The 15215-nt window shown below is 66.7% G+C and carries 11 protein-coding genes; 4 read left to right on the top strand and 7 right to left on the bottom strand.

All coding sequences use genetic code 11. The features are described 5' to 3' along the window. Positions 1 to 118: 118 nt before the first annotated feature. Positions 119 to 2650, top strand: coding sequence for a hypothetical protein (locus tag FJY88_06795; protein MBM3287043.1), 2532 nt, complete (start codon positions 119 to 121; stop codon positions 2648 to 2650). A 76-nt stretch (positions 2651 to 2726) separates the two neighbouring features. Then, entirely contained in the window at positions 2727 to 4097 is a 1371-nt protein-coding gene (locus FJY88_06790; protein ID MBM3287042.1) for a peptide MFS transporter, read from the top strand. An 88-nt stretch (positions 4098 to 4185) separates the two neighbouring features. Here FJY88_06790 and FJY88_06785 read toward each other — a convergent pair whose 3' ends face one another. Together FJY88_06785 and FJY88_06780 are read right to left on the bottom strand one after the other, a co-directional pair. Continuing rightward, positions 4186 to 4920: a 3-oxoacid CoA-transferase gene (locus FJY88_06785; GenBank protein MBM3287041.1), complete on the bottom strand. Its 735-nt coding sequence runs from the start codon at positions 4918 to 4920 to the stop codon at positions 4186 to 4188. 29 nt (positions 4921 to 4949) lie between these two features. Beyond that, positions 4950 to 6155, bottom strand: a complete 1206-nt coding sequence (locus FJY88_06780; protein ID MBM3287040.1) for a CoA transferase subunit A — start codon at positions 6153 to 6155, stop codon at positions 4950 to 4952. On the opposite strand from FJY88_06780, the gene FJY88_06775 reads away from it, so the two are divergent. Further along, positions 6091 to 8022, top strand: a complete 1932-nt coding sequence (locus FJY88_06775) for an acetoacetate--CoA ligase (protein MBM3287039.1) — start codon at positions 6091 to 6093, stop codon at positions 8020 to 8022. The two genes, FJY88_06780 and FJY88_06775, sit on opposite strands and share 65 nt — an antisense overlap. Positions 8023 to 8130: 108 nt before the next feature. On the opposite strand, the gene FJY88_06770 is transcribed toward FJY88_06775, so the two are convergent. From FJY88_06770 to FJY88_06750, 5 genes are all read right to left on the bottom strand, one after another. Further along, entirely contained in the window at positions 8131 to 8601 is a 471-nt protein-coding gene (locus tag FJY88_06770) for a Zn-ribbon domain-containing OB-fold protein (protein ID MBM3287038.1), read from the bottom strand. An 11-nt stretch (positions 8602 to 8612) separates the two neighbouring features. Next, positions 8613 to 9119: a Zn-ribbon domain-containing OB-fold protein gene (locus tag FJY88_06765; protein ID MBM3287037.1), complete on the bottom strand. Its 507-nt coding sequence runs from the start codon at positions 9117 to 9119 to the stop codon at positions 8613 to 8615. A gap of 12 nt (positions 9120 to 9131) precedes the next feature. Beyond that, complete coding sequence (locus FJY88_06760; protein MBM3287036.1) at positions 9132 to 10295, bottom strand: thiolase domain-containing protein; 1164 nt, start codon at positions 10293 to 10295, stop codon at positions 9132 to 9134. A gap of 10 nt (positions 10296 to 10305) precedes the next feature. Further along, a complete protein-coding gene (locus tag FJY88_06755) occupies positions 10306 to 11469 on the bottom strand; it encodes an acetyl-CoA acetyltransferase (protein MBM3287035.1) in 1164 nt (387 codons plus the stop codon). Positions 11470 to 11818: 349 nt separating this feature from the next. Beyond that, positions 11819 to 12940 (bottom strand): hypothetical protein, encoded by a 1122-nt coding sequence (locus tag FJY88_06750; protein MBM3287034.1) that lies wholly within the window; start codon positions 12938 to 12940, stop codon positions 11819 to 11821. Between the two features lie 270 nt (positions 12941 to 13210). Between FJY88_06750 and FJY88_06745 the strand changes: the two genes are divergently transcribed. Continuing rightward, a partial coding sequence (locus FJY88_06745) for a carbohydrate binding family 9 domain-containing protein (GenBank protein ID MBM3287033.1) occupies positions 13211 to 15215 on the top strand: 2005 nt, incomplete at its 3' end.

The following is a 15215-nucleotide window of genomic DNA, read 5'->3' as shown; positions in this document are numbered from 1 at the left end:
TGGTCCTCCTCGGCCGGCACGAGGGCGTGAAGTCGATCAAGATCCTCGGCGAAAAGGGGCCCGAGCTCGGTTCGAAGCAGGATCCGCCCTGGCGCTTTCCCTAGGCGGGAGGCGGGTCATGCGGGGGAATGTCGATCCGACGCGGGAGCGCGAAGCGCGATCGGGCCCGGTCTCCCGGGTCCCGACGCGCGAGCTGATCGTCAAGTTCAAGGAGGGTCCGGGGCGGTTTCTCGACGAGATCGACGGGAGGCTCGTGCCGGGGCGGATCGACCTGGCCGCCTTCACCCGGAGCGTGGAGTCCCTTTCCAGGGAGGCCGGACTGCCTGTCGTCGCGCGCATGAGCTTCCCGCTCTTCAGCAGGAGGCTCAAGGTCCGCGGCGACGATGCGGTCTCGTTCCCTCTGCCGAGGGGGCGGATCGACTCTCCGGAGAAGGTCAGGCGGCATGGAGGGACGAGGCAGCGGCTCGATCTGTTCGCGAGGGTCACGATTCCTGAAGGCGCGGTCGATATCGAACGATGGCGCGGGCAAATCGCGCAGGATCCGGAAGTCGCCTTCGTGACGATCGCGAGCCGCGTCTCCCCGCCGCAGAACACGGCGCCGACGCCGGCGCTCGAACAGTTCCAGGGCTACCTCGACGCGGCGCCGAAAGGGATCGACGCCAGATACGCCTGGCGGATCCCCGGGGGCACGGGGTCGCTGCCGCCGCTTTCCGGAGGGGGGGCGCAACAGAAGGTTCGCGTCCTCTTGATCGACGAGGGGTTTCGTGAGACTCACAAGGACCTGCCGGCCGGCATCGCGATCGTCAACGCCGACCAGCGCTGGAGAGAGGGCACGACGATGCTCGAAGACCACGGGACCCAATCGATGGGGATCCTGGCCGCCCTCAAGAACCCGGCGGTTGACTTCGGTGTGACCGGAATCTGTCACGGCGCCGAGCTCAGCTTCGGTTCGTACTGGGACTCCTCGGTCGCTTCGTTCGCCGCGGTCTTCGATCAGGCCGTGGCCTCGGGCCTCGAGGCCGGCGATGTGCTGGTCATCGAGGCCCAGGCCGATCATCCAGACCCGGCCATGGCCAACCTCTGCCTTCCCGTGGAACGCGACGCCGACGTGCGACTCGCCATGGCGCTGGCCGCGGGCCAGGGGATCACCGTCGTCGAGCCGGCGGGCAACGGGAGGGCGGGCGAGGCGACCGATCTCGTGATGTACACGGACAGCGAGTCCGGGAGTCTCTGGGACGAATCTTCCGCCTACTACGACGATTCCCTCGCCATCATCGTCGGGGCCGGCTGGAGTCCGCTCTCGGGCCACGTCCCGCGATCGAGGATCCCCGAGAGCAACTACGGCGAGCGGGTCGACTGCCAGGGGTGGGGGGACATGGTCGCGACGACGACGCTCCTCTCGAAGGATCTCGTTCCGACTGAGACGAATTCCGACCGCTACTACGGCTACTTCAGCGGGACTTCGAGCGCCACGGCCATCGTCGCGGGCGCCGCCGCGAGCTTCCACGGCGCCCTCAGGGCCAGAGCCTCCGCGCAGGGCGCCTCTCCGTCCACCCTCGCGCCGCAGGCGCTGCGCGCCCTTCTGAGGAATCCCGCGCTGGGGAGCCCGCAGCAGCCCGACCTGTCCGCGGCGACCGGCCAGATCGTGGCGGGGACCGAACCGCAGGCGTACCGGATCGGCCCCCTTCCGGACCTGAGCGGACTCCTCCGCAGCCAGGGGCTCTTTCCCGATGTCTACATGCGCGATCATCTCCTCGACACGGGCGCGGTCCCCTCGCCCCCACGCCACTTCCGAAGTCCGGACATCATTGTTCGGAACAACCTCCTGGCGGGGGCTTTGGCGGCCCAGCAGGCATTCGGGGCGGCGCACTGGGGCGACGAGTTCCTGGGGCAGGACGCGGCGCACGGCCGCGACAACTGCATCTACGTTCGGATGCACAACCGCGGGACAACCGTCGACGATGTCGAAGTGTCTCTATACTGGACCCACGCGGGGATGTTCCTGCATCCGAGCGCATGGCACGCGATCGGATCGATCACGGTGCCGAACATCGGCCCGGGCGAGTATCGCGTCGCGGAGGCGCCGATCCTCTGGGCGGCCTCCGATGTGCCTCCGGCGGGCAGCTACTGCCTGATCGCGACGCTTCGGTCTCCGCGCGACCCGCTCAGCATGCCGGGGTTCTTCACGCAGACATCCGACTTCATGGGGTTCGTGCGGGATCACAACAACATCTGCTTCAGGAATGTCAAGGTCGTGGAGGGCATCGCCGGGCGGCGCCTGTCTCCGTACTACCTTCGGCTGAGGGGTGTCCCGGAGAGGCGGGAGGCGTTTCGCTTCGTCATCGAAACCGATCTTCCGCCGGGATCGCTTCTCATCCTGGAGACCGCGCGGGAGCTCCTACGGCAGCGCATGCCGGACGACCTCATCGGCCATCCGATCGAGCGGCCATCGCCGCGGGAGGCGCTCGCCAGCAAGGACAGGTCTCTGACGCTCGAGGGGGTCATCCTTGACCCGACGGACTCGATCGAACTCACGCTCGCTGTCGAGTTGGCGGGCGACACCCGGCCCGGGCAATACGAGATCCGCGCGGAGCAGTATCGGGGCGCGCAGCGGCTCGGGCGGGTGACGTACCTCATCCGCGTCCCGTGACCCTTTTCTCTGGACCGGCCCGGCTCCGATACGGGATCATCTGCACCGATTGACGCCGTCACCCGATGGAGGTCAGATGAGCTCGCCCGGAACCCGAACGATCCTCGGTCACCCGCCCGGCCTCTTCATCCTCTTCTTCACCGAGATGTGGGAGCGGTTCTCCTTCTACGGGATGCGCTCGCTCCTCGTCCTCTACATGGTGGACCACCTGTTCCTGCGGCCGGACGTCGGGCAGAACGTCCTCGGCTTCGCGGCGATCAAGGGCGCGCTCGAGTCGATCTTCGGCCCGCTGGCGATTCAGCCTCTCTCCTCGCAGATCTACGGACTCTATACGGCCTTCGTCTACCTTACCCCCTTCTTCGGGGGGATGCTGGCAGACCGCGTCCTCGGCCAGAGAAAGACAGTCATCCTCGGGGCGATCCTGATGGCGATCGGCCACTTCCTGATGGCGATCGAGACCGCGTTCTTCGTCGCCCTCATGTTCCTCATCCTGGGCAACGGCGCCTTCAAGCCGAACATCTCGACTCAGGTCGGCGGACTCTACCCCGCGGGCGATCCCAGGCGCGATCGGGCCTTCACGATCTTCTACATGGGCATCAACCTCGGCGCCTTCTTTTCTCCCCTGATCTGCGGGACGCTGGGCCAGCGGCTCGGCTGGCACTACGGCTTCGGCGCGGCGGGTGTGGGGATGATCCTGGGTCTCTGTCTCTACCTGTGGGGCCAGAAGCACCTCGCGGCCGACAACGTGATGAAGACGCGCGGCAAGAAGGCGGAGAAGACACGCCTCACGCGAGACGAGTGGAAAGGAATCGGCGCGCTCGCTCTGCTCTGCGCGCTCAACATCGTCTTCTGGGGCGTCTATGAGCAGCAGGGGAACACCATGCAGCTCTGGGCCGACAGGAACACGAACTGGAACCTGCTTGGATTCCAGATCCCGTCTACCTGGTATCAGTCGTTCAATCCCCTCATGATCTTCATCTTCGCACCGCTCCTGAATGTGGTCTGGGCGTGGCAGTCCCGGAGGAAGAAGGAGCCGACGAGCGTCATCAAGATGGCGATCGGCTGCTTCCTCCTCGGGGCCTCCTACGTCATCATGATCCTCGCCGCGCAGGGCGTGGCGCCCGATCAAAGGCGCAACGTGATGTGGCTCGTGGGAACGACTTTCGTGTTGACGATCGGAGAGCTCTACCTGTCTCCGATCGGTTTGTCGCTGGTCACCAAGGTGGCGCCCGCCCGGATGGTGTCGATGATGATGGGCGTCTGGTTCCTCTCGAGCTTCTTCGGCAACTACCTGTCGGGCTTCTTGGGGACCTTCTGGGAGAAGATGCCGCGAGACGCCTTCTTCCTGATGCTGACTCTCCTCGGGCTCGGGGCGGGGGTGGCCATGTTCCTCTTCAGCCGGCCGGTCGATCGGATCATAGGGAAGCACGAGCGGCCCGCGTCGTAGCGCAGGTCAGGCGAGCGCAAGTCCTCGCGTCGAACCGATAGTGCCTCGGGTGACTCCGTTCCTCACCCACGAAGCTCATTCGCTTCTGCTAGACGTAGAGCTTCTCCGGATCGATCTCCTCCCGCAGCAGGCGCAGCTCCTCCGCGCTGGGGGGAGCGTTGTTATCGACGGTCCCGGGTATGACCAGGTCGAAGCCCGTGTTCTTGATCACTTCCTCCGCGGTCACCCCCGGATGGACCGCTTTGAGGCGCATCCGGCAGGTCGCGGGGTCGAAGTCCATGAGTCCGAGGGTCGAGACCACGTAGGCGGGGCCGGTGCCGGGAGGCAAGCCCGCCTTTTCCCTGGCGCCGGGGCCCGTGAGATAGCCGGGGGTGGTCACGAAGTCCACCTTGGGGATGAAGCGGCGAGCGTCGTGCTGCATGATCGCGATCGTGCGCCAGCAGAGGCTCCCGACGTCGTTCCCGCCGCCGGAGCCGGGGAGGCGCGCCTTGGGATGGTCGTGGTCCCCGATCGTCACGCTGTTCAAGTTGCCGAAGGGGTCGATCTGCGCCCCGCCCAGGAAGCCGTAGTCGATGAAGCCGCGCTGGGCGGTCTCCATGATGTCGCAGATCCCCAGGGCGGAGAGCCCCTTGTGATAGGTGCGCGCCTCCCCCACGGCCCGGGGCAGCTCCTCCAGGATCGCGCCCATCCCCCCGAATTCGAAGACGAGCACGATGTTGGGGGCGGTCGTCTTGGCGGCCAGCATGCCGGCCAGCATCGGGAGGCCCGTCCCGATGAAGCAAGTGGTCCCGTCCTCGAATAGGCGCGCGGCCACGCAGATCATCAACTCGGTCTTGGAATAAGTCTGCTCGGTCACGCCATCCTCCTCTCGCGCAGCTCCACGCACTCCCGCAGGCGCTTCTCCCCGATCAGCTCGAGGTACGCGGCGTGGTCCTTCACGCCGTAGACATACTTCTGCAGATAGGCCTGGGCGCCCTCGGCCGTCTTGCTCATCTCGACCCACTCGCGGATGCCCGGCTCGTCGCGCCCGTAGAGGTAGGCGTTCTCTCCCGGATGCGAGCCGTAGGGCGCGTGGACGACCGCGTCGACAAGGTAGTACGGGACAATCGTGCGGTCGGGGTGCTTGCGGATCTCCTCGACCGGGACGATCTCCTCCGCGCTCACGATCAGCCGGCGGCAAGCCCGCGCCATCTCGCCCGCGAATCCGCTGATCCCCTCGATCTGGCAGTTTCCGTGCTTGTCCGCCCGGTGCACGTGGATGAGAGCCACGTCGAGGATGAGGGCGGGGAGGAGGGCGACCTTGATCCCGGTGAACGGATCCTGCACCACCTTGGCGGCGCTGTGCTCCAGCATGTCGGTTCCGAGCATCGAGCGGGCGGGGAGGAAGGGAACGCCCATGGCGGCGGCCTTCATCCGCCAGGTGATGGCCGCGTTCGACCACTCGACGCATTTCTCGACCTGGCCCGACTCCACCGCGCGCCTGAGGGTGGCGCTGGTCCCATAGACCTCGAGGCCGATGTAGGTGATGTCGAGCTTCTTGACCAGGCCGGCCGCCATCCAGAGGTCGAGCTCCAGAACGCCCTGCCCGCAGACGCGCAGGTCCTTCTTGCCCTGCCGGACGACCTCGCGCGCCAGGGACATCGGGCAGCGCACCGTGCCGTAGAGTTCCGTACCGATGTAGCAGCCGTCCGTCACGAACTGACGGACCGCCTCCTGCTCGGTCATGACCTTGTCGGTCAATCGGCGGAGCTTCTTTTCGCGATTCCACTGGCGGAACTCGTCCAGATCGAACGGCTGGATGAGTTCCCCATGCCCCGACTGCAGCAGCTCCATCTCCTCCCCCTCCCCTCGGGCCGGAGGCCCGGCCGGTCCGCGATACGCCCTCGCTGGCTGAGCAGTTACGTTCGAGACTATACTATCGGCGCGCGGGATGTGTCCACGGCCCCCAGGGGGAGCGATGAAGGCTTCGACGCGCCCGCGCGGGAGGAACAGCATGACAGAGCCCCTCTGGATCCCCAGCCCCGAGCGCGCGGCCCAGGCCCACGTGACCCGATTCATGCGGGAGGTCGGCCGGCCCGACTACGCCTCATTGCACGCCTGGTCGCTGGCCGAGCCGGCGGCGTTCTGGCGCGCGGTCTGGGGCTTCACGGGGGTGATCGGAGAGCCCGGCGGTCCCGTTCTGCAGAACGGCGACCGCCTGCCCGGCGCCCGCTGGTTCCCGGAAGCGCGATTGAGCTTCGCGGAGAATCTGCTGCGCCGCCGCGACGAGGCGCCGGCCGTCATCCTCTGGCGCGAGGACGGACTGCGCCGCGAGATCAGCTTCCGGGGACTCTACGAGGAGGTCGGACGTCTGCAGGCGGCGTTCCGCCGCGCGGGCTTGCGTCCGGGCGAGCGTGTGGCCGCCTTCCTTCCCAACATCCCCGAGGCCGTGACCTGCATGCTGGCGGTCTCGAGCCTGGGGGGGATCTGGTCCTCGGCATCCCCCGACTTCGGCACGCAGGCGGTTGTGGATCGCTTCGGCCAGATCGAGCCGCGCTTTCTCCTCATCGCCGACGGGTACCGTTTCAAGGGCACCGTGTACAGCTCCGCGGACCGGCTCCGCGGCGTCCTGGCTGGGCTGCCCACTGTGGAGAAGGCTCTTGTCGTCCGCTACACGCAGGAGGAGGCTGTCCCGGGAGCAGTCGGCCGCGCCGAGGACTTCGCGGCCTTTCGCGATGCGGTTCCCGCACAGGCGCCGGAGTTCCCGCGCTTTCCCTTCGATCAGCCGCTCTACATCCTCTACTCCTCGGGGACGACCGGCAAACCCAAGTGCATCACCCACGGGAGCGGCGGGATCCTGCTGCAGCATCTCAAGGAGCATCAGCTTCACATGGACCTCGGGCCCGAGGATCGCCTGTTCTACTACACGACCACCGGATGGATGATGTGGAACTGGCTGGTGAGCGCCCTGGCCGGCGGCTCGACCATCCTGCTCTACGACGGCAGCCCCTTCCATCCCGGCCCGGATGTCCTCTGGGACATGGCCGAGAGGGAGAAGATCACCGTCTTCGGGACCAGCGCCAAGTATGTGGACGCCTGCAAGAAGGCGGGACTCAGGCCCGGCGCGAGTCACGACCTCTCCACCCTGCGCACTCTCTGTTCGACCGGCTCGCCCCTGGCCCCCGAGAGCTTCGACTACCTCTGTGCGAATGTGAAAGCGGATCTCCAGGTGGCGTCCATCTCCGGCGGGACCGACATCTGCTCCTGCTTCGTCCTGGGCAGCCCCGTGCTGCCCGTCCATCGCGGGGAGATCCAGACCGTCGGCCTCGGCATGCGGGTGGAGATCTTCGACGAGGAGGGACGCTCGGTCGTCGGGAAGCGGGGGGAGCTCGTCTGCACCGCCCCGGCCCCCTCGATGCCCCTGGGCTTCTGGGGGGATGCCGACGGGTCGCGCTATCGGGCCGCCTACTTCGAACGCTTCCCCGGGGTCTGGCACCACGGCGACCTGGCGGAGATCAACTCGCGGGGCGGAGTGGTCATCCACGGCCGGAGCGACGCCACCTTGAATCCGGGCGGCGTGCGCATCGGCACGGCGGAGATCTACCGGCAGGTGGAGCAGGTGCCCGAGGTGGAGGAGTCGATCGCGGTGGGACAGGACTGGCAGAGCGATCAGCGCGTGATCCTCTTTGTGAAACTGCGCGAGGGCCTGACGCTGGACGACGCCCTGCGGGATCGCATCCGCCGGCGGATCCGCGAGAACGCCACCGCTCGCCACGTGCCCGCGATCATTGTCCAGGTGCCCGACATCCCGCGCACCCGCAGCGGCAAGATCACCGAGATCGCCGTGCGGCAGGCCATTCACGGAAGGCCGGTCGAGAACACCGGGGCCCTGGCCAACGCGGAAGCGCTCGAGCACTTCCGGGATCGGCCCGAGCTGCGGACCTGAACGCGCGGCGCGGGGATTCGGGAACCCGCCGGGGTCCCCGAGCCACCCGAGGATCCTCTACTCCTCAGTCAGGCTGTAGACCTCCCTCATCACGGGAGCGCGCCTTGCTCATGCCTTCTTGAAGCACTGGATGTCGTCCAGGGATCCCTTCCGCTGACTCGAGGGCCGGAGCACCGCGATCACCTTCATGCCGATGGCGATCTCGGATAGCGGAACGTCGAGCCGGTGGATGATGCCGCCTTGAACGCCTTGGAACCTCACCATGCCCAGCAGGTGAGGCTTCTCGTGGCGAGCGCCCTTGAAGTCGCTGCTGCACTCGGTCCAGGAATAAAGCTCGCCCGTCAGGCCGACGGAGACATAGTCCTTGATCTCGGCAAAGCACTCTTCGCAGTAGATGAGGGGGTAGATGGCCATAGTCCCGCACTCGGGGCACTTCGACGCGATGAAATCGCCCTTATCCCTGAGGGTCTGGAAGAAACGCTCCCCGGCCACACCCATGGTGTACTTGTAGTTCAAGGGGACCTGGCCCTCGAAGAAACCGAGCGACGTGGTCTTCTTTATCTGCTCTTGAAAGGACATCGTCCACCTCCCTATTTCACAGGCTCGAAGAAGAGGATGTCGGTGATGGAGCCTGTGCGCTCGCCGGCCGGCTTCCAGACCGCCCTGACCTTCATACCGATCTTCACGTCGCCCGGCTTCACGTTGCCCAGGATGTGCAGGATGCCCTGGCCCTTGGACGCGCCGTCGATCTCGATGACCGCGGGAAGATGCCGGGGGTCCTTTTCCTTGAGCCGGGAGGCGTCCCAGTTCACATGGCTCACGGCGAAGGTGTTCACCACGCCGGTGTCATGGACCGCCACATACCCGTCCGTGGGCCTGAAGCACAGCTCGCAGAAGGCGCGGGCCGGGAGCATGATCCGGCCGCAGCCGTCGCACTTGGCGGCGAGGATCTTGCCCTCCTTGAGCGCCGCCAGGTATGCGCCGATGCCGATGCCGTTGTCCCATGCGTATGCGAGCTCCGGCTGCCAGTCCACTTTGAGGGCCTTGTCGTACTCTTCCGTCGAGAGACCTTTGCAGGGAACCTTCTTTATCTCCATGATCCTCTCCTCCTAGCTTCTGCACACGACAACGGTGCCGACCTGCATGAGGTCGCCCCATGCCTGCGCCACGCCGACCCTCGGCTTGCCGGGGATCTGGCGCTTGCCGGCCTCGCCCCTGAGCTGCAGGAACAGCTCGATGACCTTCATGAGGCCCGTGGCCGCGATGGGATTCCCCACGCCCAGGGCGCCTCCGGACGGGCAGGTCGGGAGATTGCCGGTGCGCGCGGTGTACCCCTCCGCCGTGAGGCGCGCGGCCTCGCCGCGCGGGCACAGCAAGAGGCCCTCCATGTGGTGGAGCTCCTTGTAGTCGAAGGGGTCGTAGGGCTCGGCCACCTGGATCTCCTTGTGAGGCTCCTTGATGCCGGCCATGTCGTACGCCATGCGGGCCGCCTTCTCCACGTAGCGCGGGTAGTAGAGGTCCTTGGTGGCCCAGTAGGAGGTGTCGAGGTTCCAGCCCACGCCGTCGAGCCAGACCGGACGATCCGTGAGCCGCTTGGCCACGTCCTCGCTGGCGAGGACCACCGCGGCGGCGCCGTCGCCGGCCGGGCTGATGTCGAGCCGGTGCACCGGTTCGGCCAGGACCTCGGAGTTCAGGATGTCGTCCACGGTGTACTCGCCCGCCACCTGAGCCGAGGGGTGGTCCATGGCGTTCTTCTTGTTCTTCACGGCCACCCGCGCGATGTCCGCGCGGGTCAGGCCGTAGCGCTCCATGTAACGCCTCATCTCCAGAGCGAAGATCCAGATCAGGGTGGGCTTGAGCGGTTGCTCCGTTGTGTGGTCGAAGATGGTGATGAAAGCCCCCTGAGGCGTGGGATGACAGGACGACATCTTCTCCTCGGCCACAACCAGGCAGACGTCGCAGGCGCCCGAGGCCACGTGCATCCAGCCGTGGATCGGCGCGAACACCCCGGTGCCGCCGCCCACGAAGTTGCGGATGTACGACTTGTTGCTCCCGCCCGCGCCGCTCAGGAGGTATTCCCCCTTCATGTGGACTCCGTCGAAGCCGTCGGGCGCGCTGCCCAGGGTGATCATCTCCACGTCCTTGAGCCGCAGGGAGCACGAGTCGAGGGCCATCTTGGATGCCTGCCACGAGAGTTCAGGACCGGTCTCCTGAGCCCTCCGCACGAACTTGGTCAACCCTGCGCCGACAATGGCAACTCTTCGATATCCCATGATGAACCTCCTACTCGTTCGAAAGGATCGCAACCGCGCCCGTCGCGGTGGGCACGCCCCGCCATGACTGCACCAGCCCGGTCCGCGCGTTCTTCACCTGGTGAGCACCCGCCTCTCCCCGGAGCTGCAGGACCGCCTCCACCACCTTCATGCCGCCGCTCGCCTCGAAGGCGTGCCCCACGCCCAGAGACCCTCCCGATGCATTCACCGGAAGATCGCCGTTCAGCGAGGTGAACCCGTTCTCCGTCAGGTATCCGGCCTCGCCGGGTCGCGCTAGGCCCAGCGACTCGAGGTGCTGGAGCTCCTTGTAGGAGTACTCGTCGCACACCTCGGCGAAATCGACATCGCGAACCGTTTTGCCGGCCATGGCGAATGCCTTCCGGGCGGCGAGCTTCGCGTAGTTCGCGACGCCAAGGTCCCTGCTCCAGGGGTTCCCCTCGGCGGAGAACCACGACACCCCGTCTACCCAGACGGGATTCGCGCACAGGGATCTCGCGACGTCCTCGGCGGCCAGCACGACCATGACCGCGCCGTCCGCCGCCGCGGCCGCATCGAGGCGCTTCAGGGGCGTGGAGACCGCCCCCGATGCCATGACGTCGTCGACGCGCAGCTTCGCGCCGTGCCCGGCAAGCGGATTCAGCAGGGCATTGCCCCTGTTCTTCACCACCACCTGCGCGCACTGCTCCTCGGTGTTGCCCGAATCGCGGAGGAAGCGGCGCATCTCGAGGCCAGCCAGGAACTCCGCGTCCTCCTCGAGAGGGCGCAGGTAGACGGGATCGAGGGCAAAGGCCTTGACGTCGTGCAGGGTCTTGATGTTCGAGGCCTTGCTGTGCGCCTCCACGGCGATGGTCTTGAATCGAGCAGTGTTGATCATCATCACGCCCACGCCCAGGGCCTGGAGGAACTCCGCCGTGACGGTATGCACGGGCCTCATCACCGCGCCCATCTGGTCCGGCACGTACTCGTCGAAGATGCTGTATCCCTCCATGAAGTCCTCGGACGCCGTTATGAAGGAGTCGATCTCCTTGGGGTGCAGTCCTGCCTGCCTGTATGCCTTCACCGCAGCACAGTAGGTGAGCTCCTTGAAGGACAGGTGCGGGGTGACCGGGGAAAAGCCTTCGGTTCCAATCCCGATGATTGCGACACGTCCGTTCATGAGAAACCTCCCGCTCATTTACTCATAATGACAAGTACTCACGATGGAGATTATCCGCCTAATCGTATTTCCTGGAGGCCGTTTGTCAACCCTTTCAGATGAGTTTCAGATGAGCGAGGCGGGGCCGAGCGCGCGCACCGGGGTTTCTGTGCGACGATCTCTTCGGACCGGACGGGCTTGATCGCGCGGCGTCTCTATCCAGGCGCCCCGGAATCGTCTTGAACCGACAAGGCCAAGATCAAGGTCCGCGTCGGCGCCGCCACGGATCAGGGAGACCGATTCTTCTTTCGAAAGGGCGAGCTGACGATGTGACGGGCTGACCCTGCCGAACGGAGCGCCGAGAGTCTGGGACTCCTCGTCATCCCCGTCAGTTCAGATGCAGGTTGAGCGCCGGCAGGTAACGGAACGGCGGCGGGTTGTTGTCGGCGCGGTTCAACAACCCGAGCTGGACGCCGCGAAGCTCTCTCGCACGGTTGTAGATCCCGATGGCGAGTCCGCGATGAGTCCCGAGGATGCGGTTGTAGCCGGCGACCGAGAGGCCGTTGATCTCGCGCGCGGCGACTGCCAATCCCGCGACCGCGCAGCCATTCACATCCTCTTCCGTGACGATGCCGGCTCCGCCGATGGCCAGGCCATCGACTCCACCCTCCGCCACGCCCCCGAGCCCTCCGAGGATGAGCCCGGTCGCTCTTCCCTCGCAGGCGACGCCGAGGCCTCCGAGGAGGATGCCTCTGGCGTCGCGTTCGCATGCGACGCCCAGCCCGCCGAAGAGAAGTCCTTCCGCTTCGCGCTCGCATGCGACGCCGAGGCCGCCGAGGAGGATGCCGCGAGCGCCCCCCTCGCAAGCTATGCCCAGTCCTCCCACGGCGAGACCGGTCGCCCTGCCCTCGCAGCTCAAGCCCAGGCCGCCGAAGGTGATGCCCGTCATGTCTTTCTCGCCCGATAGGCCGAGGCCGGCGAGACCGACTCCCGTGATCGGCCCCTCCGCGGCGATCCCGAGCCCCGCGATGTTGACTCCCCAGGCGGGTCCCTCGACGGAGATCCCCAGGCCCGCCGCGCTGAAGCCGTAAGTCCCGCCCTGGGCTGCCAGGCCCAGCCCCGCGGCCTGAACGCCCGCGAATCTCTCGTTGGTCCGCACCGCGCCGATTCCGAGGGCGATCCCATGGATCGCGCCCGCATCGGGGGCAACCAACCCCAGCGCGATGCCGTTGACGACGGCCGAGTCGTTCTGAACAGGCTTCCAGAGGGTCAGGTTCAGTCCGTTCACCTGCTCGACGCCGCTATCGGAGAGATTGATCCGAATCCCGTTCACTCGCGGCGCGTTCCCGATGGAGAGCCCGCAGTCGCGGATGGTGAGAGGGAGGATCGCGCGAGTCGCCGGCGATGCCTGCGCGTCAGGCGGGCAAAGCGCAAGCAGGAGACCGATCCCGATTACGGGGGGCATCTGTCGGCTGAGGCCTGCTCCAAGGGGACGGACGCGAAGGCGCATCGTGGGAACCTCCTCTGCTGGGTCTCCCGGCCGGCGGCGGTTCAGGCTATTCTACGGGCGCGCCGGCCGGAGAGTTGCATCGGCCGCTGGACCCGTTTGGAGAGGAGCGTAGCCCTCCGGTCGGGGCGCGACAATGCGCGCAACACCGAGGCGATCTACTCGTAGAATGTCGAGGCGCCGGGAGCAGTTGTGAATGGCGGCGCCCCGCCCGCACGGCAGGCCTTTCGATGGGTGCCGCGGCGGGAACGGATAGGAGGGAGGCGGATAGGGATGTCCGACAGGGCGCGCGTGCGCGAGAGAAGAGACGGTGGGCCGGATGATGCCCAGGTCGCGGCGGGGGCGGTGGGTCGCAACCTTCTGACCGGATCTCGAGTTCCGGCGCTCATGTGGATCTGCTTCCTCGCGCTCGCACCCTGGGCATCCGAGCGGGCCCTCGCAAGCGAAGGGGGCTCTTCGCGCGAGGCCAGGGTCTATTCGATCAGCCGAACCCACTCCGCGATCCGGGTCGACGGGGCGCTCGACGAGGATGCCTGGCGGAACGCGGTGACCGTCGAGATCGGCTACGAGGTGTCGCCAGGCGAGAACGTCGCGGCACCGGTCCGCACGGAGGCCAGGCTCGCCTACGACAACGATGCCCTCTACGTCGCGTTTCGCGCCTACGACGACCGCCCCTCGGATGTTCGGGCGCGGCTCACCGATCGCGACCCGATGCCGTTCGATGACGCCGTCGGCGTCATGCTCGATCCCTTCAACGATGAGCGGCGCGCAGTCGCCTTCATCTCGAATCCGCTCGGCGTGCAAACCGACTTCTCGCGCAACGACATGAGCACCGAAGAGGAGCAAGAGGAGGACCCGTCCTGGGACGCGATCTGGAGCTCGGCCGGCCGGCTGACGAGCGAAGGCTACCAGGTGGAGATCGCGATCCCGTTCACGTCCCTCCGGTTCCCCCGCGCGGAAGGGCCGCAGACATGGGGATTCCAGCTCTACCGGAACTACCCTCGGACCGTCCGCCATCAGCTCGGCTCGATCCCCTTCGACCGCGGGCGCAACTGCATCGTCTGCCAGTACGACAAGCTGGCGGGCTTCGAGGGCGTGACCCCCGGACGCAGCTTGGAGCTCGACCCCGCCTTCACGATGGAGCGGATCGACGAGACCAAGACGGTCTCCGGCGACCCCCCGCGCGCGGAGCTCGGGAATGGAAAGCCGAAGGGGGAGCCGAGCCTCAGCATGCGCTGGGCGGTGACGCCCAACTGGAGCCTGAACGGGACTCTCAACCCCGACTTCTCGCAGGTCGAGGCCGACGCAGCGCAGCTCACGGTCAACAAACGCTACGCGATCTTCTACCCGGAGAAGAGGCCGTTCTTCCAGGAGGGGGGCGACTTCTTCGCGACCGCGATCGCCACGGTCCACACGCGGACGGTCGTCGACCCGATCTGGGGCGTCAAGCTCACGGGGAAGGAAGCGGGGAACACCGTGGGCGGATTCGTGACGCGCGACGAGTCGACTCTGCTCATTCTCCCCTCCCGGAGCGCGCCGCTGCTTCTGGACGAGGAGATCACGGGGGGCGTCCTGCGGCTCCGGGCCGATGTGGGCGCCGGCTCGACCCTGGGGATGATCGGGACCATTCGCGAGGGGGGGGAGTATCACAATCACGTGGCCGGTCTCGATGGGCACCTGCGATTGGGGCGTAGCGAGACGCTCGTTCTGCAGGCGCTCGAGTCTTCGACGCGGTATCCGCGCGGCGTGGCGGCGGAGGAGGGGCTGCCTCAGGGCCGGCTCCGGGACCAGGCGGCCGTGATCGGCTACGCGCACGAAACAAGGGACTGGTCGTGGTCCGCCTCCCTGTCGGAGATGGGCAAGGACTTCCGCGCGGATGCCGGGTTCGTCCCGAGAGTGGACACGCGGGAGAAGCAGGTCGAGCTGTATCGCACATGGTGGCCGGCAGACACGGACTGGATCACGCGCGCGAGCTTCGGCGTCGAGGCCGAGATGGTGGAGGATCACGACGGCACGGTGACGGATGAGAAGATCGAAGTCTCGGTCCACGCGGACGGACGCTGGCAGAGCTATATCAATCCGCACTTCCTGCGTATCATGGAACGATATGCCGGGGCGAGCTACGACCTGAAGAAGGGGATCGTCCGGCTCGGCGCCCGTCCGGCCCGAGCCTTCAACTTCTGGGGGGCGATGACCGCCGGCGATGGGATCGACTACGAGAACGCGACGCCGTCGCGCAGAAGCTCGGGGAAGCTTCTCTATGGCGGGCCGGGCTTCG

Source organism: Candidatus Eisenbacteria bacterium, assembly GCA_016867495.1.
In the GTDB taxonomy this organism is placed as follows: domain Bacteria; phylum Eisenbacteria; class RBG-16-71-46; order CAIMUX01; family VGJL01; genus VGJL01.
This window is presented reverse-complemented; position numbering and strand designations above follow the sequence as displayed.

Excerpts from the sequence above, each read along its gene's own strand:
- FJY88_06780 (MBM3287040.1), bottom strand. The coding sequence starts at position 6,155 with ATGAATCGGGTCACGTGGGCCTGGGCCGCGCGCTCGGGGCTGGGGATC.
- FJY88_06785 (MBM3287041.1), bottom strand. The coding sequence starts at position 4,920 with ATGATCTGCGTGGCCGCGCGCCTATTCGAGGACGGGACCACTTGCTTC.
- FJY88_06795 (MBM3287043.1), top strand. The coding sequence starts at position 119 with ATGCGGGGGAATGTCGATCCGACGCGGGAGCGCGAAGCGCGATCGGGC.
- FJY88_06760 (MBM3287036.1), bottom strand. The coding sequence starts at position 10,295 with ATGGGATATCGAAGAGTTGCCATTGTCGGCGCAGGGTTGACCAAGTTC.
- FJY88_06790 (MBM3287042.1), top strand. The coding sequence starts at position 2,727 with ATGAGCTCGCCCGGAACCCGAACGATCCTCGGTCACCCGCCCGGCCTC.
- FJY88_06750 (MBM3287034.1), bottom strand. The coding sequence starts at position 12,940 with ATGCGCCTTCGCGTCCGTCCCCTTGGAGCAGGCCTCAGCCGACAGATG.
- FJY88_06755 (MBM3287035.1), bottom strand. The coding sequence starts at position 11,469 with ATGAGCGGGAGGTTTCTCATGAACGGACGTGTCGCAATCATCGGGATT.
- FJY88_06765 (MBM3287037.1), bottom strand. The coding sequence starts at position 9,119 with ATGGAGATAAAGAAGGTTCCCTGCAAAGGTCTCTCGACGGAAGAGTAC.
- FJY88_06775 (MBM3287039.1), top strand. The coding sequence starts at position 6,091 with ATGACAGAGCCCCTCTGGATCCCCAGCCCCGAGCGCGCGGCCCAGGCC.
- FJY88_06770 (MBM3287038.1), bottom strand. The coding sequence starts at position 8,601 with ATGTCCTTTCAAGAGCAGATAAAGAAGACCACGTCGCTCGGTTTCTTC.